Origin of the sequence: Mycobacterium sp., from assembly GCF_032161845.1 — a bacterium.
GTDB lineage: Bacteria > Actinomycetota > Actinomycetes > Mycobacteriales > Mycobacteriaceae > Mycobacterium.
Map to the genome: position 1 here is coordinate 1 of NZ_JAVRQA010000290.1, position 22,044 is coordinate 22,044.

Here is a 22,044-nt window from a genome sequence, read left to right on the forward strand (position 1 = left end):
CTGCCCGTGTCGCGCCGCGTCGAGGTTGGGCCGGACGGGTACGACTACGACGTCAAGGCCGTCGCCGCGTCGAGGGCGCTGAAGACCTACCGGTGTCCCGGCTGCGATCACGAGATCAAACCGTCCATCGCGCACCTGGTGGTATGGCCAGCCGACTCCGGCGAGGCCGCGGTCGACGACCGGCGGCATTGGCATACGTCGTGCTGGAGCAATCGAGCAAACCGCGGACCGACCAGGACGTGGTCCTGACGGGTCCCGCTGGTCAGTGCTCGTCGGAAGCGGACTCGACCAGCTCAACCAGCACGCCACCCGAATCCTTGGGGTGGATGAAGTTGATCCGCGAGTTCGCCGTGCCGCGACGGGGGGCGTCGTAGATGAGCCGGACGCCGTCTTCGCGCAGTCGTGCGGACAACGCGTCGAGGTCACTGACCCGGTAGGCGAACTGCTGCAGACCTGGGCCACGCTTGTCGATGAACTTCGCGATGGTCGACGTCTCGTCCAGCGGCGACATCAGCTGAATCTGCGTGCTGCCCTTGGGGGCGCCGCGGACGCTCAGCATCGCCTCGCGGATGCCTTGGTCCTCGTTGACCTCTTCGTGCAGGACGATCATCCCGAGGTGGTCGTGGTACCACTTGATCGCGACGTCGAGATCGGGGACGGCGATGCCGACGTGGTCGACGGCGGTCACCAATGCGCTGGCGAGGGCCGGACGTGCACCAGCGTGCTCCGTGGTCATTTAGTCACGGTAACCTTTACTGGAATGTTTACGTAAGTGTGATTGGCCACACATTGCGAGGATCAAGGCCCATGGAGGTAGCAAATGACGACGTCGGTGATTGTTGCTGGAGCCCGTACTCCCGTGGGCAAGCTGATGGGTTCGCTGAAGGACTTCTCGGGCAGTGATCTGGGTGCCGTCGCAATTGCCGGTGCGTTGGAGAAGGCCGGCGTCGACGCGTCGGCGGTGGAGTACGTGATCATGGGCCAGGTGCTGACCGCCGGTGCCGGGCAGATGCCGGCGCGTCAGGCCGCGGTCGCCGCGGGTATCGGCTGGGACGTGCCCGCGCTGAGCATCAACAAGATGTGCCTGTCCGGAATCGACGCGATCGCGTTGGCCGACCAGTTGATCCGCGCCGGCGAATTCGACGTCGTCGTCGCCGGTGGGCAGGAGTCGATGACCAGGGCGCCGCACCTGCTGATGGACAGCCGCTCGGGGTACAAGTACGGCGACGTCACGGTGCTCGATCACATGGCGTACGACGGTCTGCACGACGTGTTCACCGACCAGCCGATGGGCGCCCTGACCGAGCAGCGCAACGACGTCGACCAGTTCACCCGCTTGCAGCAGGACGAGTTCGCCGCGTCCTCGCATCAGCGTGCCGCCGCGGCCTGGAAGGACGGCGTCTACGCCGACGAGGTCGTGCCGGTGAAGATCCCGCAACGCAAGGGCGAGCCGATCGAGTTCACCGAGGACGAGGGCATCCGGGCCAACACCACCGCCGAATCGCTGGGCGGCCTGAAGCCCGCATTCCGCAAGGACGGCACCATCACCGCCGGTTCGGCGTCGCAAATCTCTGACGGCGCTTGCGCGGTCGTGGTGATGAACAAGGCCAAGGCGCAGGAGCTGGGACTTAGCTGGCTTTGTGAAATAGGGGCGCACGGTGTGGTCGCCGGGCCCGACTCGACGCTGCAGAGCCAGCCGGCGAATGCCATCAAGAAGGCGATCGCCAAGGAAGGCATCACCGTCGACCAGCTTGACGTGATCGAGATCAACGAGGCGTTTTCGGCGGTCGCGCTGGCCTCGACCAAGGAACTCGGCATCGATCGGGACAAGGTCAACGTCGACGGCGGCGCCATCGCGATCGGTCACCCGATCGGCATGTCCGGCGCGCGGATCACGCTGCACGCCGCCCTGGAGTTGGCCCGCCTGGGCGAGCGAAGCGACGGGAAGACCGAAGGGGGTCCTCGCTACGCGGTCGCGGCGCTGTGCGGTGCGGGTGGCCAGGGCGACGCGCTCATCCTGCGTCGCCCCTGACCGTCGCCTGCCTGAGCGAGTCTCACCCAAAACGACACGGTGTAGTAGCTGGTGCTCGGGTCAGGCACAATGGCGTTATGACAAGCACCTTCGACCGCCACAAGGCTGCCGGTTGGTTTCGGATCATCGCGTTCACCGAGGCCGTCACCTGGGTGGGACTGCTGACCGGGATGTACTTCAAGTACCTGGGAACGCCCCGCACCGAGATCGGCGTGAAGGTCTTCGGAATGGCCCACGGGCTGGTCTTCATCGCCTTCGTCGTGGCGGCAATTCTGGTGGGAATCGCATTCAAGTGGTCTGTGACGACGTGGTTGCTGGCGTTGCTGGGAAGCATCGTGCCGCTCGGTAGTGTGATCTTCCTCATATGGGCTGAGCGGACGGGACGCACCAGCGCACGCGGCGCCGTCGTGGCCGCTCCTCCGGTCGCTGAATCGACGTGACAAACTTGTTGTCGTGACACGTCCACGACCTTCCGTCGGCCCCGCGCTGGCTGGCGCGTTCGACCTCTCGGCGCTCAAGCAGCCGCCACCGTCCAGAGACGCCCCCGCTGGCACCGCACCCGTCGGTCTCGACATCACCGAGGCGAACCTCGAGGCCGAGGTTTTGGCCAGGTCCAACGAGATGCCCGTCGTCGTCCTGCTGTGGACGCCGCGCAGCGAGGCCAGCACACAGCTTGGTGACGTGCTGGCGTCGCTGGCCAGTGCCGACGGCGGCAAGTGGGCACTGACGACCGTCAACGTCGACACCGCGCCGCGGGTGGCCCAGGTCTTCGGCGTGCAGGCCGTGCCGACCGTGGTCGCCGTCGCAGGCGGCCAGCCGATCTCGAGCTTCGAGGGGGTGCAGCCGCCGGAGCAACTGCGGCGCTGGATCGACTCGCTCCTCAGCGCCACCGCGGGCAAGCTCGGTGATGGCGAAGCCGAGGACGCCGAGGCGGCCGATCCCGAACTCGAACGCGCACGGTCTCTGTGGGACGACGCGGAATTCGACGATGCGATCGCCGCGTATCAGGCAATTCTGGATGCGCAGCCAAATCATGCCGAGGCCAAGGACGCGCTCCGCCAGATCGCGTTCCTCAAGCGCGCGACCGCTCGACCGGCGGACGCCGTTGCCGTCGCGGACGCTGCCCCGGCTGACCTAGAAGCCGCCTTCGCCGCCGCTGACGTCGAGGTGACACAGGACCAAGTGGTCGAGGCGTTCAATCGCCTGATCGGGCTGGTACGAACCACCGCAGGCGACGACCGCACGACGGTTCGCACGCGGCTGGTCGAGCTCTTCGAACTGTTCCCGCAGGATGACCCGAGGGTCGTGGCGGGCCGGCGCAACCTCGCCAACGCCCTCTTCTAGGTTCGCTCAGGCCGGCTCGAACCACAGTGCGGCGAGGGGCGGCAGCACCAGCTCGGCCGACGCCGGACGGCCGTGCCATGGCTCCGCCGTCGCCTCGACGGCGCCGAAATTGCCTGCGCCAGCGCCGTTGTAGATGGTCGCGTCGGTGTTCAGCACCTCGCGCCAGGTACCGGTGTGCGGTAGTCCGAGCCGGTAGGGGCTGTGCTCGGAGCCCGAGAAGTTGAAGACACACGCCAGCATCGAGCCGTCGTCACCGAAGCGCATGAAGCTCAACACATTGTTGGCCGAGTCGTTGGCGTCGATCCACGAGTAGCCCTCCGGGCTGGAATCGCGGGAGAACAGCGCGCGTCGGGTCCGGTAGATCTCGTTGACGTCGCTCACCATCCGCTTGATGCCCCCCGAGAAGCCCTGCTCGTCCAGCTGGAACCAGTCCACGCCGCGCTCCTCGGACCACTCGGCGCGTTGGCCGAACTCCTGGCCCATGAACAGCAATTGCTTGCCGGGGTGGGCCCACTGGTAGGCCAGCAGTCCACGAAGTCCGGCTGCCTTCATGTGGTCGTTGCCGGGCATGCGGCCCCACAGCGTCCCCTTGCCGTGCACCACCTCGTCGTGGCTGATCGGCAACACGAAGTTCTCACTGAACGCGTACAGCAACGAGAACGTCAGTTCGTGGTGGTGATAACTGCGGTGGATCGGATCGCGTTGCATGAACGCCAGCGTGTCGTTCATCCAACCCATGTTCCACTTCATCGAAAAGCCAAGCCCGCCAAGGTTCGTCGGGCGCGTAACGCCGGGCCACGACGTCGACTCCTCGGCGATGGTGACGATTCCCGGGCTGATCTTGTGGACGGTGGCGTTCATCTCCTGCAGGAACTGCACCGCCTCGAGGTTCTCCCGGCCGCCGTAGACGTTGGGCGTCCAGCCGCCTGCGGGTCGCGAGTAGTCGAGATAGAGCATCGATGCGACGGCGTCCACGCGCAGTCCATCGATGTGGAACTCCTGCAGCCAGTAGAGCGCGTTGGCCACCAGGAAGTTGCGCACCTCGGCTCGGCCGAAGTCGAATACGTATGTGCCCCAGTCCAGTTGCTCCCCACGCCGCGGATCCGAGTGCTCGTAGAGCGCCGTCCCGTCGAATCGGCCCAGCGCCCACGCATCCTTCGGGAAGTGCGCGGGGACCCAATCGACGAGCACGCCGATGCCCGCTTGGTGCAGTCGGTCGACGAGGAAGCGGAAGTCGTCGGGACTGCCCATCCGGGACGTCGGGGCGTAGTACGACGTGACCTGATATCCCCACGACCCACCGAAGGGGTGTTCGGCGACGGGGAGTAGTTCGACGTGCGTGAAGCCCTGCTCGACGACGTAATCCGTAAGCTGCGTAGCCAGTTCGCGATAGCTCAGACCGGGGCGCCATGACGTCAGGTGCACCTCGTAGGTGCTCATCGGTTCGAACACCGGGTTGCGCAGCGCGCGCTGCGTCATCCAGTCGGTGTCGTCCCACGTGTAGTCGCTTCGGTTGACACGCGATGCCCGCCGCGGTGGCACCTCGGTGGCGAAGGCCATCGGGTCGGCTCGCTCGGTGGTCACCCCGTCGGCGCCATGTACGCGGAATTTGTACAGTCCGTCGACCGGGAAGTCGGGCCAGAACAGCTCCCACACCCCGCTCGAACCCAGCGTCCGTAGCGGCGCGTCATTGCCGCTCCAATGGTTGAAGTCGCCGATCAAGCTGACTCCCTTGGCATTCGGCGCCCACACCGCGAAGGACACGCCGTCCACCGGGCCGTCGGGCGTGCTGTAGGTGCGCGGGTGTGCGCCCAGCACCTCCCACAGGCGCTCGTGGCGACCTTCGGAGAACAGATGCAGGTCGACCTCGCCAAGGGTGGGCAGGAAGCGGTAGGGGTCGGCCACCGTGTGCACGTGGCCGTCGCCGCCGGGATAGCTGACCTCGAGTCGGTAGTCGATGAGGCCCGTGAACGGGACGGCGACCGCGAACAGGGCGTCCTCGACGTGGCTGAAGGGGTAGCGATCCTTGCCGACGATGGCCACGACCTCGAGGGCGTTGGGGCGCAGCGCGCGGATGACCGTGTGGTCGGAATATTCGTGCGCGCCAAGTATCGAGTGGGGGTCGTGATGCACCCCCGCGAGCAAGCGTGCCAGCTCCCCGGGGTCGGGTCGCAGATTCTGGCTGGTGACGTCATTGGTACGGGTCATGTAACTCATTCCCTCCGCAGCAGCTCGAGCCGCTTGTCGGTTGGTATCTGGGGCATGTTCAGAATGTGGGCGACCGACCGGACGGGCTCCAGGCGAACGTAATTCGACTGACCCCACTGGTATTCGTCGCCGGTGATCTCATCGCGCACCCAGAAGCGGTCGTAGTCGGCCATTCCAAGCGCGCCCATGTCGAGCCAAAGGGTGGCCTCCTCCGGGCCGAAGGCGTTCAGCGTCACCACGATGAGTACGCAATCGCCACTGACCGGATCGAACTTGCTGTAGGCCAGTAGCGCGTCGTTGTCGATGGTGTGGAACTTGATGGTGCGCAGTTCTCGCAGCGCGGGGTGAACCTTGCGAATCTCGTTGAGCCGCGTCAGGAATGGCTCGAGCGAGTGGCCTGACGCGAGCGCCGCCTCGAAGTCGCGGGGCCGCAGTTCGTACTTCTCGGAATTGAGGTACTCCTCGCTGCCCTCGCGGACGGCCTGACCCTCGAACAACTCGTATCCGGAGTAGACGCCCCAGGTCGGGCTCATCGTGGCGGCCATCGCCGCGCGGATCGCGAACATCCCTGGACCGCCGTACTGCAGGCTCTCGTGCAGAATGTCCGGGGTGTTGACCCAGAGGCTCTGGCGCGCGTAGTCGGCGTGCTCGGCGATCTGCTCGCCGAATTCGATCAGCTCCCACTTGGCGGTACGCCAGGTGAAGTACGTATACGACTGCGTGTAGCCGAGTTTGGCCAACCCGAACAGCCGCGCGGGGCGGGTGAACGCCTCGGCCAGGAACAGCACGTCGGGGTCTTCGTTCTTCGCCTCGCCGATCAGCCACGCCCAGAAGTTGGGCGGCTTGGTGTGGGGGTTGTCGACCCGAAACACCTTGACGCCGTGCGACATCCAAAACTGGACGACGCGGAGAACTTCGGCGTAAATGCCCGCCGGATCGTTGTCGAAGTTGACCGGGTAGATGTCCTGGTACTTCTTCGGAGGGTTCTCGGCGTAGGCGATGGTGCCGTCGGGGAGGACGGTGAACCACTCGGGGTGGTCCCTGGCCCACGGATGGTCGGGTGCGCATTGCAATGCCAGATCGAGGGCGACCTCGAGGCCCTGGCCGCGCGCCTCGTTGACGAAGTCGTCGAAGTCTTCGATCGTGCCGAGCTTGGGGTGCACCGCGTCGTGGCCGCCCTCGTCACTGCCGATCGCCCATGGCGAGCCGACGTCCTGCGGGGCCGCGGTGACGCTGTTGTTGCGGCCCTTGCGGTGCACCTTGCCGATCGGGTGAATCGGCGGCAGGTAGACGATGTCGAAGCCCATCTTGGCGATGCGCGGCAGCGCCTTGCTCGCCGTCCCGAAGGTGCCGTGCACCGGCTTGCCGTCGCCGTCCCAACCGCCCGTCGACCGGGGGAAGATCTCATACCAGGAGCTGAATCGGGCCAGTGGCCGGTCCACCCACACTCCGTACTGCTCACCGCGCGTAATCAATTCGCGCAAGGGATAGTCGTGCAACAACGCCGCCACTTCGGGGGCAAGGGCCGCGCCGGCCCTGGTGAGAGGATCGCCCGGCTTCCGCAGGTTCTCGGCGGCTTCGATCAGCGGGTACCGGTCCTGGCGCGGAACACCATTGGAGGCGCGTTCGAGAAGTTGCGCCCCGATGATCAGGTCGTTGTTCAGTTCGGACTCGCCCTGGCCGGCGTTCAACTTGGCCGTCACGTTCTTGCGCCACGTGGCCATCGGGTCGCCCCAGCCGTCCACTCGATAGGTCCACAGGCCGACGGCGTCCGGGGCGAACTGGCCATGAAAAAAGTCAGGTTCGCGACCGGGCTGCATCGGCAGACGCTGGGGTTTGACCCGCTGTGAACCGCCGACGACGTCCGCGATCGGCACGGCCTCGACGTGGGGCACCGCGAGACCGGCGGGCGCAGCGGCGAGCTGTGGATACTTCGTTCCGTGATAGCGCACCACCAGCGTCGCCGACACCGCGTCGTGGCCTTCTCGCCACACCGCCGCCTTGACCGGTATCACCTCACCGACCACGGCCTTGGCCGGGTACCGGCCATTGGACACCACCGGCGCGACGTCATCGATCTCGATACGACCGGCCACCACTGCTCCTTACGCCCGCGGCTCGACCGTGGGCTACTGGGGATTCCCTCTGCTTGATTACCTTGTCGCGCCCTATACCCACCGTAGTGTCCGGCTCAACCACAGGGGCCCGATGTTGTCATCCTGGTGTGCCTTCGCAGCCCCGTCGAGTCGGTAGGGTGAATCCGCGTGAAGGCACTCCGTAGGTTTACCGTTCGCACCCATCTCCCCGAGCGGCTCGCAGCCTTGGGACGGCTCTCGACCAACCTTCGCTGGTCGTGGGACACGCCGACGCAAGACCTGTTCGCCACAATCGATTCCGACTTGTGGGGACAGTTCGGACAAGACCCGGTGGCACTGCTCGGCGGAGTCAGCCCGAGGCGACTCGACGAGCTTGCTGGCGACGAGTCGTTTCTCAATCGACTGGACCACCTGGCCGCCGAATTGGACACCTATCTGACCCGGCCGATGTGGTATCAGGACCAGGTGGCTGCGGGGGTGCCGCTGCCGACGGGGATCGCCTACTTCTCCATGGAGTTCGGTGTCGCGGAGGTGCTACCGAATTACTCGGGCGGTCTGGGCATTCTCGCTGGTGACCATCTGAAGTCGGCGTCTGACCTGGGGCTTCCCCTGATCGCAGTGGGGCTGTACTACCGGTCGGGCTACTTTCGGCAGTCGCTGACCGCCGACGGTTGGCAACGCGAGGACTATCCGGCACTCGATCCGCAGGGGCTGCCACTTCGACTGCTGACCGACGCAGCGGGAGATCCGGTGCTGGTGGGTTTGGCGATGCCGGACTCCGGTGAGCTCAAGGCCAGGGTGTGGATCGCGCAGGTCGGTCGAATTCCGTTGCTGCTCTTGGATTCCGACATCCCGGAGACTGAACACGAGCTGCGGTCGGTCACCGATCGACTGTATGGCGGCGACCAGGAGCACCGCATCAAGCAGGAACTGCTCGCCGGGATTGGCGGGGTGCGGGCGATCCGCGCCTTCACGGCCGTCGAGGGCCTACCGGAACCGCAGGTCTTCCACATGAACGAGGGCCACGCCGGTTTCCTCGGCGTCGAGCGGATCCGGGAACTGGTCACCCACGGCGGGCTCGACTTCGACACCGCATTGACCGTGGTGCGCTCGAGCACGGTGTTCACCACCCACACGCCGGTGCCAGCTGGCATCGACCGTTTTCCCGTCGAGATGGTCACCCGCTACTTCGGCAGTCCGTCCGGTGGTTCGTCGGAGCTGCTCCCCGGTGTTCCGCTGGATCGGATCATTGCCTTCGGCTCCGAGGACGACCCGTCGAAGTTCAACATGGCCCACATGGGCCTGCGGCTGGCTCAGCGCGCGAACGGGGTGTCCCTGTTGCACGGCGAGGTGAGCCGGGGCATGTTCAACGACCTGTGGCAGGGGTTCGATCAGGACGAGGTGCCGATCGGTTCCATCACCAACGGCGTCCACGCACCGACCTGGGCAGCGCCGCAGTGGCTGGAACTCGGCCGCGAGTTGGCCGGGGGCGATTCGGTCAGTGAGCCCGCCGTGTGGGAGCGCCTTCAACAGGTCGACCCTGGGCACCTGTGGTCGATTCGATCGCAGCTTCGCGAGCTGCTGATCGACGACGTCCGCAACCGGCTACGGCGGTCCTGGCTGGAGCGTGGCGCGTCGGACGCCGAATTGGGATGGATCGCCGAGGCCTTCGACCCGCACACGCTCACCGTGGGATTCGCCAGGCGCGTGCCGACCTACAAGCGGCTGACGCTGATGCTGCGGGATCCCGATCGGTTGGAGAAGCTGCTGCTCGACGACGAGCGACCGGTGCAGTTGATCGTGGCGGGCAAGTCGCATCCCGCCGATGATGGCGGCAAGGCGCTGATCCAGGAGATCGTCCGATTCGCCGACCGGCCCGAGGTGCGGCACCGCATCGCGTTCCTGCCCGACTACGACATGTCGATGGCCCGGTACCTCTACTGGGGTTGCGACGTGTGGCTGAACAATCCGTTGCGGCCCCTTGAGGCGTGCGGCACGTCCGGGATGAAGAGCGCGTTGAACGGTGGTCTCAATCTGTCGATCCGAGACGGTTGGTGGGACGAGTGGTACGACGGAGAGAACGGCTGGGAGATCCCGACGGCCGACGGCCTCGCCGACGAAACCCGCCGCGACGACTTGGAGGCATCTGCCCTCTACGACCTGCTCGAGAAGTCCGTCACGACGAAGTTCTACGAGCGGGACGAGCACGGGGTTCCGCGGCGCTGGATGGAGATGGTGCGGCACACGCTGCAGGTTCTCGGGCCCAAGGTGCTGGCCTCGCGCATGGTGCGCGACTACACCGAGAAGTACTACGCGCCTGCGGCCCAGTCGCTGCACCGCACCATCGAGGAGGTCGACGGCGTCCCGTTCGGTGCGGCGCGTGATCTCGCGGCGTACTGCGAGCGGGCGCGGAACTCGTGGCCGCGGATCCGGATCACCGATGTCGACAGCTACGGCTTGCCCGACACTCCGCTGCTCGGCTCGGAGCTGACGTTGACGGCGACGGTGCATCTGGACGACCTGCGCCCAGATGAGGTGGTGGTGCAGGCGGTCGTTGGCAGGGTCGACGCGAGCGACGCGCTGATGGATCCCATCACCGTGCCGATGGCACACACCGGCTCCGCCGACGGCAACGAGGTCTTCTCGACCACGACCCCGCTGCCGCTCGCCGGCCGGGTCGGATACACCGTACGGGTGCTGCCGCACCATCGATTGTTGGCCGCCGACAACGAGCTTGGTCTCGTCACGCTCGCGTGAGTCGCATCCACGAAGTCGCCGTCGATGGCGGGCCGTACGCGCTCGCGGCAGGATCCGACGGTGCGATGTGGGTGACGCTGGTGCACCGTGGTGCGATCGCGCGGGTCAGCCAGGACGGGGGACTCGAGATCTATCCGGTGGCCGAGGACAGCAAGCCGTCGATCATCACCTCCGGACCCGACGGTGCGCTGTGGTTCACCCGCGCGGGGGACGACCGGATCGGACGGATCACCACCGCGGGTCAGCTCACCGAATTCGAATTGCGTTCCGGCAGTGCACCGTTCGGCATCACGACGGGGCCAGACGGTGCGTTGTGGTTCACGGCGATGGGCACCGGTGTCGTCGGCCGGGTCGGCTTGAACGGTGAGATCAGCGAAGAAGCGGCCCCGGGCGGCATGCCGTCGATGATCACGACGGGACCCGACAACGCGCTGTGGTTCACGTTGAACAAGGCCAACGCGATCGGCCGACTGGACCGCGGCGTCGTCACGCTTCGCAAGGTACCGACGCCGGGCGCGGGTCCGGTTGGCATCGCGGGAACTCACGACGACGCGGTGTGGTTCACGGCGATTCTCGCCGACAAGGTCGGGCGCATCCCGATGCAGGAGGCGATGCAGGAACTCGACCTGCCCGGCAAGCCGCACGCCGTGATCGCCGATCCCTCGGGTGGGGTGTGGGTCAGCCTGTGGGGCGCGGATCAGATCGCGAGGGTCAGCGCCGACGGGGAGGTCGACACCATCGATCTGCCCGCGGGCAGCGAACCCCACGGGCTGGCGATCGGGCCCGACGGCGCGTTGTGGGTCGCCCTCGAGGCGGGTTTCGTCATGCGGCTGCCCACCAACTGACGCGATTTGTGTGTTGAAACCCGCGCCCAGCGCGGCTTTTCGCACACAAATCGCAAGGGTGAGAGGGCGCTAGTCGAAGCGTTTGAAGCAGCGGGCCTCGTCGCCGAGCACGCCGACGCGGAAGGCGTCGATGCGCGAGAAGCCCGACGGCACCGAATCGCCGTTGACGTCGCTGGCGACCAGACCGTTGACGAGGATGCCCGACACTGCTTCGTCGACGTCACCCGCGGTGAGCTGGATCGTGTCCCCGCTCGGCGTGGCGATGCTGTCGGTCATCTTGACGGTGGCGACACCGGTCAGGCACGCCGTGCGCAGGGCCGCCTCGGCGTTGTCGAGCGCGACGCCGCCGTGTTGGTTCTGCAACGCCTGCGTGAACCGTGAGACCACCACCGAGTAGGCGGTGTTGTCGCCCATGACGACGCCGTCGTCATCAGCGCTCTGCGCGCCGAGCTCCTCGAGGGCAGGCAGGTCGATGGTGATGGTGTTGGTCGCCGGGCAATACGATGCCGGTCCGCCAGGGCGGGCATCGGGGCAGTCGGCCTCGACGAAGCTGAGCTGCGGCGGGCTGGCGGGTGCGAAGGCGACGTTCATCGCGTCGACGATCGACTGCACGGACTGCTCGGTGACCGGCAGCTCGCCCGTCTGGTCATCGGGCAGCAGCACGGGAAGGTCACCCCGGCGCTGCTTGATCTCCTCGAGGTCGATCGCCGCGCACGACGCCGCACCGTCGGTGAAGCCGAACTGGAACGCCGAGACCCGTTCGAACGCCGAACCGTGCTCGTCCTCGCCGGCTCCCATGTCGCTCTCGTTGAGTAGCGGGTCGCGGAACGCGATCATTGCCGCGAGCAGGTTGTTGAGCCCGTCGCCGGTGCTCAGGGTGAATCTGGGGGACTGCCCCTCGGCAACCCAGCGCATGTACACCCCTGCCAGGCAGTCGGCCTGTTGCTCGCCGACGAGGGTGGGCGACTTCTTGGTGGTCAGGTCGGCCTGGCGCTGCACGGCGTGGCCATACTCGTGCGCCAGCACCATGGTCACCGCCATGTCGCCGTTGGCGTCGCGAAGCTGCGGCAGCAGCTCACCCCGATCCCAGCCGAGGGTGTTTTCGTCGAAGCAGTAGCCGGCGTTGACGAGCCCCAGCACGCTGTCGCCACAGAAGTCGACGTCGTCGTAGTCGGTGGAGTCCCAGGAGACGAGTTCCTTGACGGGAGTGAACTTCCCGTCGAACGTGTCGCCGTAGTGCGACGCCCAGAACTCCTCGATGTCGCTGACCGCGCTGCCTGCGAGCTCGTCGATCTGACCGCCGTCGGTGTTCTCGACGTCGCGGGACGGGCTCTCCGCGTCGTCGCGCAGGCCGGTCGGACCGTTGACGGCGGGCATGCCGGCCACGCTGAAGGGGTCGGCGAACACGGAGACCGGGGTGCCGTGCAGCGTCGTCGCGCACGCCGAGAGCAGGAGCGTGGTGACGGCCAATCCCACGAGGTGCCGTCGCTTCATCGACGCCGCCCTTTCATCGCTGCCCGGCGGCCGGGACGGCGCGCACGTGAAGGTGCAGGCCAGGATAGTGAAGACGGGGCACCCCAATCCCAAGTTTGGGTGCGGCGGCTCAATCCGCTCGTAGGCGCTCCAACGCCCGTCGCACCTGGTCGGCGTCGGTGGTCGCCCAGAACGGCGGCAGGGAGGCGCGCAAGAAACCGGCGTAGCGGGCGGTGGCCATCCGCGAGTCGAGGACGGCGACCACGCCCCGGTCGTCGACGCTGCGGAGAAGGCGGCCGGCGCCCTGGGCGAGGAGCAGCGCGGCGTGGGTGGCCGCGACGGCCATGAACCCGTTGCCGCCATGGGCTGCCACGGCGCGCTGGCGGGCGGTGATCAGTGGATCGTCGGGGCGGGGGAACGGGATTCGGTCGATCAGCACCAGGGACAGCGACGGCCCAGGTACGTCGACGCCCTGCCACAGCGACAGCGTGCCGAACAGCGTGGTCTCGTCGTCGGCGGCGAAGCGACGGACCAACGCCGACGTGGTGTCCTCGCCCTGGCAGAGCACCGGTGTGTCGAGACGCGTCCGCATCGCCTCGGCCGTCGCCTTCGCGGCGCGCATCGACGAGAACAGGCCGAGCGTCCGGCCGCCAGCCGCGGTGATGAGGCCCTCGATCTCGTCGAGCTGCTCGGTCGAGCCGGTGCCGTCGCGGCCCGGCGGCGGCAGGTGGGCTGCGACGTAGAGAATGCCCGACTTGGCATGGGCGAAGGGCGATCCGACGTCGATGCCCTTCCAGCTGGCTTCCTCGTCGCCGATCGCGGTGAGGCCCCAGGATCGTGCCATCGCGTCGAAGTTGCCGCCGATCGTCAGCGTCGCCGAAGTGAGGATCACGGTGCCCTGATCGAAGAGTCTGTTGCGCAACAGGTTTGCCACCGACAGCGGCGCCACCCGCAGCACGGCGCGTTTACTCGAGTTCGAACCGCGCGCTTCCTCGTGATCCAGCCACACCACGTCGGTGCGGTCGGGGATCGCCGGACCGTACGAGACGAGGATGCGCGACGCGGTGTCGCTGACGTCGTTGAGGGCCGTCACCGCCTCGTTGCGCGCTGCCGCCGCCTTCGGATCGCCCGGTGCGGTGTCGATGGCCGACCGGACCCTGTCGGCGGCGTCGCGCACCACGGTGAGGTAGGTGGCCAGCTCCTCGTCGAGGACGTCCTTGCGCCCCGGTTCGGCGTCGAAGATGGCCGACGTGAACGTCGCATTCGCGGCTTCGAAGCGTTCTGCCAGTTCGGGATCGACGAGCCGGGAGGAGCGGCGGTGAGCCATGCCGAGCATGGTGGCCGACAGTTCGCCGGTCGCCACGCTGGTCACGCGGTCGACGAGTTCGTGGGCCTCGTCCACGACGAGGAATTGGTGCTCCGGCAGTACGTTGACGTCGGAGATCGCGTCGATGGCCAGCAGGGCGTGGTTGGTGACAACGACATCGGCGGTGCCTGCCCGGCCACGCGCCTTCTCGGCGAAGCAATCGGTGCCATACGGACAGCGGGCCGCCCCGAGGCACTCCCTGGCGGACACACTGACCTGGCCCCACGACCGGTCGGCGACGCCGGGTACGACCTCGTCACGATCACCGCTCTCGGTGTCCGACGCCCACTCGGTGAGCCGCTTCACGTCGCGCCCCAGTGCCGTCGTCGCCACGGCATCGAACAGTTCGTCCTGCGACACGTCCTCACCGGATTCCGCCGATCCGGTGGAACCATTGTGAATCTTGTTGAGGCACAGATAATTTCCGCGTCCCTTGAGGAGGGCGAACTCGGGGCGACGAGGCACCTCGCCGGTCAAGGCATCGGCCAGCCTCGGCAGGTCGCGATCGAACAACTGACGCTGCAGCGCGATGGTGGCCGTCGAGATCACCACGGGTTCGGCCCGCTCCATGGCCCGTTTGATGGCGGGCACCAGATAGGCCAGCGACTTCCCGGTGCCGGTCCCTGCTTGGACGGCGAGGTGCTCACCGGTTTCGAAGGCATGGTCGACCGCCTCGGCCATCTCGATCTGGCCGCTGCGTTCCGTGCCGCCGAGTGCGACAACGGCCTTGTCCAGCAGCTCCTTTACGTCGCCCGTGGCTCCTCCTCAGGCCTGGCGCGTGGCGTCGACCAAGCGGGTGGGAATCGCCGGCTCGCCGCTGGAGAGCCCAAGACCGTTCCACGGCAGGCTATGCAGACCCGCCGCGACCCGGTCCCTGGCGGACTGCAGATCGACGTCGCCGACGACCTGCCCCGCGCGTACCAGTGGAACGGCCAGCGCCGTGGCGACCAGTCCGGGAGCCTCCGCAGGAGGTCGGTCGGCAAGATAGACGACCTCCTCCACGACGGTGCCCGTCGACTTCGCCAGCCGAAGGGCCTTCTTGCGTCCGCCGTGGGACTCCTTGTGGCTGCTGCGCTTCGCCACCGGCACGCCGTCCACCTCGACGAGTTTGTAGACCATGCCGGCCGTCGGTGCGCCCGATCCGGTGACCAGCGACGTGCCGACGCCGTACGAGTCGACGGGTTCGGCACGCAGGGCGGCGATCGCGAACTCGTCGAGGTCGCTGGTCACGACGATGCGCGTGTTCGGAGCGCCGAGCCCGTCCAGTTGGGTGCGGACCTGCCGGGCCAGCACCCCGAGGTCGCCGGAGTCGATGCGGACGGCGCCCAACTCGGGGCCCGCGACCGCGACGGCGTTGGCCACGCCTGCGGTGATGTCGTAGGTGTCGACGAGCAGCGTGGTCCCGACGCCGAGGGTGTCGACCTGGGACCGAAACGCGGCCCGCTCGTCGGGCCCGTCGGGGGTGGTGTGCAGCAGCGTGAACGCGTGCGCGCTGGTCCCCAACGCCGGGACGCCGTACCGGCGCTGCGCCTCGAGGTTCGACGTTCCCGTGAATCCGGCGATGTACGCGGCGCGCGCGGCGGCGACGGCAGCCATTTCGTGGGTGCGCCGCGAACCCATCTCGATGAGCGGTCGCCCCTCGGCCGCGCTGACCATGCGGGCGGCGGCGGAGGCGACCGCACAGTCGTGATTGAAGATCGACAAGGCCAAGGTCTCCAGCAGCACGCATTCGGCGAACGTGCCGTGCACCGACAGGACGGGCGAGCCAGGGAAGTACAGCTCGCCCTCTGCGTAGCCGTCGACGTCGCCGGTGAATCGGAAGTCGGCCAGGTACGCCAAGGTGTCGGCATCCAGGAAGTCCGCGAGCAGCGCCAGATCGGCGTCGTCGAACCTGAACTGCGGCAATGCTTCCAGAAAACGGCCCGTGCCAGCGACGATGCCGTAGCGCCTTCCGTCGGGAAGGCGGCGCGCGAAGACCTCGAACGTGGTCCGCCGGTGAGCGGTGCCATCACGGAGCGCCGCGGCGAGCATCGTCAGTTCGTACTTGTCGGTGAGTAGGGCCGTCGACCCACACGAGCGCTCGTCGTCTGCCGCATGCTCCTCGCGCAAGCGCTCGTCGGACCTCACACCGGCAACCGTAGCGGTTCGGGCCGTCACAGACCCCCCGTCTATTCTGGGCTGCATGGTGACGCCGGCGCGAACCCAGCCAGGGACTCGCGAGGAACGTGATGTCGAAGGCGTCGAGGCGACGGACAGTCCGTGGGTGACCCTGGTATGGGACGATCCGGTGAACCTGATGTCGTACGTCACCTACGTGTTCCAGAAACTCTTCGGCTACGACGAACCGCATGCGACCAAGCTGATGCTCCAGGTGCACGAGGAGGGCAAGGCCGTGGTGTCTGCAGGGAGTCGGGAGTCCATGGAGATCGACGTCACCAAACTGCACGCCGCGGGTCTCTGGGCCACGATGCAGCAGGATCGCTGAGCGTCGGTAGCTGGCGTGCGGAAGTGGAAGCGGGTGGAGACCGCGGATGGACCGCGCTACCGGTCTGCCCTCGCGGCCCACGAGGCGGCACTGTTGCAGAGCTTGGTCAACTCGCTGATGGACATGCTGGTCGATCGCGAGACCTCTTCGCCCACAGACGAACTCGAAGAACTCACCGGGATGCGGACCGGTCACTCGCAACCGCCGGACGATGACACGATGTTGCGGTTGCTGCCCGACTTCTTCCGGCCGCAGCACGATCATCCGGCGGGCTCGGGTACCGCGGAAAGCCTCAACAGTGCGCTGCGCAGTCTTCACGAGCCAGGGATCATCGAGGCGAAACGTCATGCGGGCCAACGCCTCTTGGACACGTTGCCATCCGGCGGCGGCAGGCTCGAGATCGCCGAGGACGATGCGCATTGCTGGGCTGCGTGCGTCAACGACATCAGGCTGGCCTTGGGCACGATGCTCGAGATCGGCCCGGAGGGGCCCGACCATCTGCCCGCCGAGCATCCGATGGCGGGCCATCTCGACGTGTACCAGTGGTTGACCGTGCTGCAGGAGTATCTGGTGCTTGGGCTGATGGGCAAGAAGTGAACGGCTCCATCACCGACGTCTCGGGCATCCTCGTCGGTAATCACCATCGGCTGGATCCAGACGCGACGCTGGGCGCAGGCTGGGCCTGTGGCACCACCGTCGTCCTGGTACCCCCGGGCACGACCGGTGCCGTCGACGTCCGGGGTGGTGCGCCCGGCACCAGGGAGACCGATCTCCTCGACCCGGCCAACAGCGTGCGCTACCTCGACGCCGTCGTGCTGACCGGTGGCAGTGCCTACGGACTCGTCGCCGCCGACGGTGTCATGCAATGGCTCGAACAGCACGACCGTGGCGTGGTGATGGACGGCGGTCTGGTCCCAATCGTGCCCGCCGCAGTGATCTTCGACCTTCCCGTCGGCGGCTGGCAGTGCCGCCCGACCGCGGAATTCGGGTTCGCCGCGGCCAACTCGGCGGGTGTCGAGGTGCCGATCGGCAACGTCGGCGCAGGAGTCGGCGCGCGGGCCGGTGTGCTCAAGGGCGGGCTCGGCACGGCTTCGGTGACCCTCGACGACATCGGCGTCACCGTCGGCGCCATCGTCGCGGTGAACTCGGCGGGCAACATCGCCGACCCGAAGACCGGGTTGCCGTGGATGGCCGACCTCATCGCCGAGTGGGGGCTCAACGTGCCGCCTGCCGCCCAGATCGCGGCCTTCGCCGCGCGGGACGCCGAACTGTCTCCGCTGAATACCACCATCGCCGTGATCGCCACCGACGCCGCGCTGAGCAAGGCGGCCTGCAAGCGCGTCGCCGTCGCCGCGCAGGATGGCTTGGCGCGAACCATCCGGCCCGCGCATACCCCGCTGGACGGGGACACCGTGTTCGCGCTGTCCACCGGTGCGGTGGAAATCGCTCCGGCATCCGATACCCCCGCCGCGATGTCCCCCGAGACGAGGCTGACGACGGCCGTCGGGATGGCCGCCGCCGACTGCCTGGCCCGGGCGGTGCTGGCAGGGGTGATGGCTGCCGAGTCCGTCGCCGGAATACCGACCTACCGCGACATGTTGCCCGGAGCGTTCGCGTAACCGTGGAAGGACCGGCTTGACGTGCTGACGATCCGACGCGACCTGGTCGAGGCCATGGTCGAGCATGCGCGCGCCGATCACCCCGACGAGGCATGCGGCGTCATTGCCGGCCCCGAGAAGTCCGACCGGCCGGAGCGCTTCATCGCGATGGTCAACGCCGAAAGGTCACCGACGTTCTACCGCTTCGATTCCGGTGAGCAGCTGAAGGTATGGCGGGAGATGGACGACGCCGACGAGGTGCCGGTGGTCATCTACCACTCGCACACCGCGACCGAGGCGTACCCCAGCCGCACCGACATCAGCTATGCGTCCGAGCCGGACACCCACTACGTGCTCGTCTCGACCCGCGACGCCGACGAGCACGAACTTCGCAGTTACCGCATCGTCGATGGAGTCGTCGCCGAGGAACCCGTCAGCATCGTCGAGCAGTACTAGAAAGGCACGCCATGCCAGTCACCGTCTCCATCCCGACCATCCTGCGAACCCACACCGGCGGCGAGAAGCGGGTCAGCGCCACCGGCGACACGCTCCAGGCGGTCATCAGCGATCTCGAATCCAACTACGCGGGCATCACCGAGCGGATCGTCGACGGCGACAAGCTGCACCGCTTCGTGAACGTCTACGTCAACGACGAGGACGTCCGGTTCTCCGGCGGGCTGGCAACCGAGGTCTCCGACGGTGACTCGGTGACGATCCTGCCCGCCGTCGCCGGCGGGTGAGTGGGGGCTCCGGTGCGACACGACTCACTGCTCGAGGCGCTGGGCAATACCCCGTTGGTGGGGCTGCCGAGGCTCTCGCCGCGGTGGGACGACTCGGCGGATGCTCCGCACGTGCGGTTGTGGGCGAAGCTCGAAGACCGCAACCCCACGGGCTCCATCAAGGACCGGCCTGCGCTGCGGATGATCGAGCAGGCCGAACGCGACGGCCTGCTTAAACCGGGGGCGACGATCATGGAGCCGACGAGCGGCAACACCGGCATCTCGATGGCGATGGCCGCGCTGATCAAGGGCTACCGGATGGTGTGCGTGATGCCGGAGAACACCTCGGTGGAGCGGCGCCAACTGTTGGAGCTGTACGGCGCGAAGATCATCTACTCGCCAGCCGAGGGCGGTTCGAACACCGCGGTGGCCATGGCCAAGCGACTGGCCGATGAGCATCCCGAGTGGGTGATGCTCTACCAGTACGGCAATCCTGCCAACGCCCTCGCGCACTACGAGGGCACGGGACCGGAGATTCTCGCCGACCTACCCGAGATCACCCACTTCGTCGCGGGCCTCGGCACCACCGGCACCCTGATGGGAACGGGACGGTTTCTGCGCGAACACGTACCCGACGTTCAGATCGTCGCCGCCGAGCCGCGCTACGGGGAGGGCGTCTATGCCTTGCGCAACATCGATGAGGGCTTCGTCCCCGAGTTGTATGACCCCGACGTGTTGACGACGCGCTTCTCGGTCGGCTCGTTCGACGCCGTGCGGCGCACCCGGGAGCTGGTTCAGGTCGAGGGCATCTTCGCCGGCATTTCGACGGGCGCGATCCTGCACGCCGCGATCGGCATGGCGGCCAAGGCGCGCAAGGCGGGGGAGCGCGCCGACATTGCGTTCGTCGTCTGCGACGCCGGCTGGAAGTATCTGTCGACCGGCGCGTACGCCGGTAGCCTGGATGACGCAGAGGACGCGTTGGAAGGGCAGCTATGGGCATGAGTCCGCAGGCATCGACATCTGTCGAGAAGAAGCGGCCGGGCTGGATGGTCGGTGGCGCGACCATCGTGAGCTTCGTTGCGCTTCTCTACGTCATCGAGGCCATCGACCAGGTGTCCGGCAGTCGACTTGAGCAGGACGGAATCCGGCCGCTCGAGGTCGACGGGCTGTGGGGCATTCTCTGGGCACCCCTGTTGCACGCGAACTGGGCGCATCTGGTTGCGAACACCGTTCCCGCCCTGGTGCTCGGCTTCCTGGTGTCGCTGGCCGGGATGTCCCGCTTCATCTATGCCACCGTCATCGTGTGGATTCTCGGTGGGCTCGGCACATGGCTCATCGGTAATCTCGGCGCCCCCAACGGCGTCGAGACCAACCACATTGGCGCCTCCGGGCTGATCTTCGGCTGGCTGACGTTTCTGATCGTGTTCGGTTTCTTCACCCGCCACGCGTGGCAGATCATCGTCGGGGTCGTCGTGTTCCTGGTGTACGGCGGCGTCCTGTGGGGTGCGCTGCCCGGCACGTTCGGCGTGTCCTGGCAGGGGCACCTCTGCGGAGGCATCGCCGGCGTGATCGCCGCGTATCTGCTTTCCGGGCCCGAACGCAAGGCCAGGGAGAAGCGCAGGACCGGGACCGCGCCCCAGCTGTCGATCTGAGCGATCGCGGTGCTTTGCTGAAGTGAGGCGTACGCCACATTCGCCGATGGCCGCGTGCTCGGTCTCGCTCGACATCGCCCCTGGTCACGGGTCACGAACCGGCAGGATCGTGAAACTCGGCGCGAAATGCGTTGATGTTTTCGTCACACGCTTATGGGGCATGGCAAGCTGGTGGGCGTGCGAATCACCGTACTGGGCTGTTCCGGTAGTGTCACCGGGCCGGACTCGCCTGCATCGGGCTACCTGGTAACGGCTCCGGACACCCCTCCGCTGGCCGTCGACTTCGGAGGCGGCGTGCTCGGCGCGCTTCAGCGCCATGCCGATCCGGGCACCGTGAGCGTTCTGCTTTCCCACCTTCACGCCGACCACTGCCTGGATCTGCCCGGCCTGTTCGTGTGGCGTCGGTATCACCCGACACCGCCGAAGGGGCGCGCGCTGATGTACGGCCCCCGCGACACCTGGTCACGGCTGGGTGCGGCGTCGTCGCCAGAAGGCGGCGAGATCGACGACTTCTCCGACATCTTCGACATCCATCAGTGGGTGGACGAGGAGGCGGTGCAGATCGGCGCGCTGAACGTGTTGCCGCGCCTGGTGTGCCATCCAACGGAGTCGTATGGAATGCGCTTCACCGATCCGTCGGGGGCGACGCTCGTCTACAGCGGCGACACCGGCTACTGCGACCAGCTGATCGAACTTGCCAGCAGTGCCGACGTCTTCCTGTGCGAAGCGTCGTGGACGGATTCCCCGGACCGGCCGCCCCGGCTGCACCTGTCTGGCGCAGAGGCGGGTCGCGTCGCGGCCAAGGCGGGCGTGCACGAACTGCTCCTGACCCACATTCCGCCGTGGACGTCGCGTGAGGACGTCATCACCGAAGCCAAGGCCGAGTTCGACGGGCCGGTGCACGCCGTCGTGTGCAATGAGACCTTCGAGGTCGTGGCGCACTAGGTCGTCGTGGCCACCGGATAGGGTTGGCGGGTGTCTAGACGAGAAGACGGGCGACTCGACGACGAGTTGCGACCGGTAGTCATCACCCGCGGCTTCACCAAGCATCCGGCCGGATCCGTATTGGTCGAATTCGGTCAGACCCGCGTCATGTGCACGGCGAGCGTCACCGAGGGCGTGCCGCGCTGGCGCAAGGGCTCAGGCCTTGGTTGGCTCACCGCCGAATACGCGATGCTGCCCGCCGCCACTCACACCCGTTCGGATCGCGAGTCGGTTCGCGGCAAGGTCGGCGGGCGCACCCAGGAGATCAGCCGGCTCGTCGGCCGCTCGCTTCGGGCGTGCATCGACCTCGGTGCGTTGGGCGAGAACACCATTGCCATCGACTGTGACGTCATCCAGGCCGACGGAGGCACCCGCACCGCGGCCATCACCGGCGCCTACGTGGCGCTGTCGGACGCGGTGACCTACCTGTCCGCGGCGGGGCGCCTGTCGGACCCCCGGCCGTTGTCCTGTGCCATCGCGGCGGT

General features: G+C 67.2%; 21 protein-coding genes. 15 read left to right on the top strand and 6 right to left on the bottom strand.

Annotated elements, in window-relative coordinates; genetic code table 11:
* Nucleotides 1–249, top strand: coding sequence for an Rv1322 family protein (locus QOD90_RS15925; protein ID WP_526351350.1), 249 nt, complete (start codon nt 1–3; stop codon nt 247–249).
* A gap of 13 nt (nt 250–262) precedes the next feature.
* Here QOD90_RS15925 and mce read toward each other — a convergent pair whose 3' ends face one another.
* Complete coding sequence (mce, locus tag QOD90_RS15930; RefSeq protein WP_526351352.1) at nt 263–736, bottom strand: methylmalonyl-CoA epimerase; 474 nt, start codon at nt 734–736, stop codon at nt 263–265.
* Nucleotides 737–820: 84 nt separating this feature from the next.
* Between mce and QOD90_RS15935 the strand changes: the two genes are divergently transcribed.
* The 3 genes from QOD90_RS15935 to QOD90_RS15945 all read left to right on the top strand — a co-directional run bounded on the left by QOD90_RS15935 (nt 821) and on the right by QOD90_RS15945 (nt 3,376).
* Nucleotides 821–2,032: a thiolase family protein gene (locus QOD90_RS15935; protein WP_526351354.1), complete on the top strand. Its 1,212-nt coding sequence runs from the start codon at nt 821–823 to the stop codon at nt 2,030–2,032.
* 77 nt (nt 2,033–2,109) lie between these two features.
* Nucleotides 2,110–2,472 carry a DUF3817 domain-containing protein gene (locus tag QOD90_RS15940; protein ID WP_526351356.1) on the top strand — a complete coding sequence of 121 codons (363 nt, stop codon included), beginning with the start codon at nt 2,110–2,112 and terminating at the stop codon, nt 2,470–2,472.
* Between the two features lie 13 nt (nt 2,473–2,485).
* On the top strand, nt 2,486–3,376 hold the full coding sequence (locus QOD90_RS15945) for a tetratricopeptide repeat protein (RefSeq protein WP_526351358.1): 891 nt from the start codon (nt 2,486–2,488) through the stop codon (nt 3,374–3,376).
* A 6-nt stretch (nt 3,377–3,382) separates the two neighbouring features.
* On the opposite strand, the gene glgB is transcribed toward QOD90_RS15945, so the two are convergent.
* Entirely contained in the window at nt 3,383–5,584 is a 2,202-nt protein-coding gene (glgB, locus tag QOD90_RS15950) for a 1,4-alpha-glucan branching protein GlgB (protein WP_526351360.1), read from the bottom strand.
* Nucleotides 5,585–5,589: 5 nt separating this feature from the next.
* Nucleotides 5,590–7,680, bottom strand: coding sequence for a maltotransferase domain-containing protein (locus tag QOD90_RS15955; RefSeq protein ID WP_526351362.1), 2,091 nt, complete (start codon nt 7,678–7,680; stop codon nt 5,590–5,592).
* Between the two features lie 168 nt (nt 7,681–7,848).
* Between QOD90_RS15955 and glgP the strand changes: the two genes are divergently transcribed.
* Both glgP and QOD90_RS15965 read left to right on the top strand, forming a co-directional pair.
* Nucleotides 7,849–10,437: an alpha-glucan family phosphorylase gene (gene glgP / locus QOD90_RS15960; RefSeq protein ID WP_526351364.1), complete on the top strand. Its 2,589-nt coding sequence runs from the start codon at nt 7,849–7,851 to the stop codon at nt 10,435–10,437.
* Nucleotides 10,434–11,282, top strand: a complete 849-nt coding sequence (locus tag QOD90_RS15965; protein ID WP_526351366.1) for a Vgb family protein — start codon at nt 10,434–10,436, stop codon at nt 11,280–11,282. Before glgP ends, QOD90_RS15965 begins: the two co-directional genes overlap by 4 nt.
* A gap of 69 nt (nt 11,283–11,351) precedes the next feature.
* Here QOD90_RS15965 and QOD90_RS15970 read toward each other — a convergent pair whose 3' ends face one another.
* From QOD90_RS15970 to QOD90_RS15980, 3 genes are all read right to left on the bottom strand, one after another.
* Nucleotides 11,352–12,776, bottom strand: a complete 1,425-nt coding sequence (locus QOD90_RS15970) for a neutral zinc metallopeptidase (protein ID WP_526351367.1) — start codon at nt 12,774–12,776, stop codon at nt 11,352–11,354.
* A gap of 109 nt (nt 12,777–12,885) precedes the next feature.
* Entirely contained in the window at nt 12,886–14,802 is a 1,917-nt protein-coding gene (locus QOD90_RS15975) for an ATP-dependent DNA helicase (protein ID WP_526351369.1), read from the bottom strand.
* Nucleotides 14,803–14,886: 84 nt separating this feature from the next.
* Nucleotides 14,887–16,230 (bottom strand): nicotinate phosphoribosyltransferase, encoded by a 1,344-nt coding sequence (locus QOD90_RS15980; RefSeq protein WP_526351389.1) that lies wholly within the window; start codon nt 16,228–16,230, stop codon nt 14,887–14,889.
* Nucleotides 16,231–16,303: 73 nt separating this feature from the next.
* Here QOD90_RS15980 and clpS point away from each other — a divergent pair, with 73 nt between their 5' ends.
* The 9 genes from clpS to rph all read left to right on the top strand — a co-directional run.
* On the top strand, nt 16,304–16,606 hold the full coding sequence (gene clpS / locus QOD90_RS15985) for an ATP-dependent Clp protease adapter ClpS (RefSeq protein WP_526351371.1): 303 nt from the start codon (nt 16,304–16,306) through the stop codon (nt 16,604–16,606).
* A 15-nt stretch (nt 16,607–16,621) separates the two neighbouring features.
* Entirely contained in the window at nt 16,622–17,203 is a 582-nt protein-coding gene (gene aosR / locus QOD90_RS15990) for an oxidative stress transcriptional regulator AosR (protein ID WP_526351373.1), read from the top strand.
* On the top strand, nt 17,200–18,225 hold the full coding sequence (locus tag QOD90_RS15995) for a P1 family peptidase (RefSeq protein ID WP_526351375.1): 1,026 nt from the start codon (nt 17,200–17,202) through the stop codon (nt 18,223–18,225). The genes aosR and QOD90_RS15995 overlap by 4 nt, the downstream gene beginning before the upstream one ends.
* Before the next feature lie 21 nt (nt 18,226–18,246).
* On the top strand, nt 18,247–18,660 hold the full coding sequence (locus QOD90_RS16000) for a M67 family metallopeptidase (protein ID WP_526351377.1): 414 nt from the start codon (nt 18,247–18,249) through the stop codon (nt 18,658–18,660).
* Nucleotides 18,661–18,671: 11 nt separating this feature from the next.
* Entirely contained in the window at nt 18,672–18,944 is a 273-nt protein-coding gene (locus QOD90_RS16005) for a MoaD/ThiS family protein (RefSeq protein WP_526351379.1), read from the top strand.
* Between the two features lie 12 nt (nt 18,945–18,956).
* On the top strand, nt 18,957–19,925 hold the full coding sequence (locus tag QOD90_RS16010) for a PLP-dependent cysteine synthase family protein (RefSeq protein WP_526351381.1): 969 nt from the start codon (nt 18,957–18,959) through the stop codon (nt 19,923–19,925).
* Entirely contained in the window at nt 19,922–20,575 is a 654-nt protein-coding gene (locus tag QOD90_RS16015; RefSeq protein WP_526351383.1) for a rhomboid family intramembrane serine protease, read from the top strand. Before QOD90_RS16010 ends, QOD90_RS16015 begins: the two co-directional genes overlap by 4 nt.
* Before the next feature lie 171 nt (nt 20,576–20,746).
* Entirely contained in the window at nt 20,747–21,520 is a 774-nt protein-coding gene (locus QOD90_RS16020) for a cyclic nucleotide-degrading phosphodiesterase (RefSeq protein WP_526351385.1), read from the top strand.
* A 30-nt stretch (nt 21,521–21,550) separates the two neighbouring features.
* The coding region (rph, locus tag QOD90_RS16025; RefSeq protein ID WP_526351387.1) for a ribonuclease PH at nt 21,551–22,044 on the top strand (494 nt) is incomplete at its 3' end.

Coding starts and splice junctions, on each gene's coding strand:
- QOD90_RS15975 (WP_526351369.1), bottom strand. CDS start 14,802: ATGGCCGAGGCGGTCGACCATGCCTTCGAAACCGGTGAGCACCTCGCC.
- clpS (WP_526351371.1), top strand. CDS start 16,304: ATGGTGACGCCGGCGCGAACCCAGCCAGGGACTCGCGAGGAACGTGAT.
- QOD90_RS15970 (WP_526351367.1), bottom strand. CDS start 12,776: ATGAAGCGACGGCACCTCGTGGGATTGGCCGTCACCACGCTCCTGCTC.
- QOD90_RS15940 (WP_526351356.1), top strand. CDS start 2,110: ATGACAAGCACCTTCGACCGCCACAAGGCTGCCGGTTGGTTTCGGATC.
- QOD90_RS16015 (WP_526351383.1), top strand. CDS start 19,922: ATGAGTCCGCAGGCATCGACATCTGTCGAGAAGAAGCGGCCGGGCTGG.
- glgB (WP_526351360.1), bottom strand. CDS start 5,584: ATGACCCGTACCAATGACGTCACCAGCCAGAATCTGCGACCCGACCCC.
- QOD90_RS16005 (WP_526351379.1), top strand. CDS start 18,672: ATGCCAGTCACCGTCTCCATCCCGACCATCCTGCGAACCCACACCGGC.
- QOD90_RS15935 (WP_526351354.1), top strand. CDS start 821: ATGACGACGTCGGTGATTGTTGCTGGAGCCCGTACTCCCGTGGGCAAG.
- mce (WP_526351352.1), bottom strand. CDS start 736: ATGACCACGGAGCACGCTGGTGCACGTCCGGCCCTCGCCAGCGCATTG.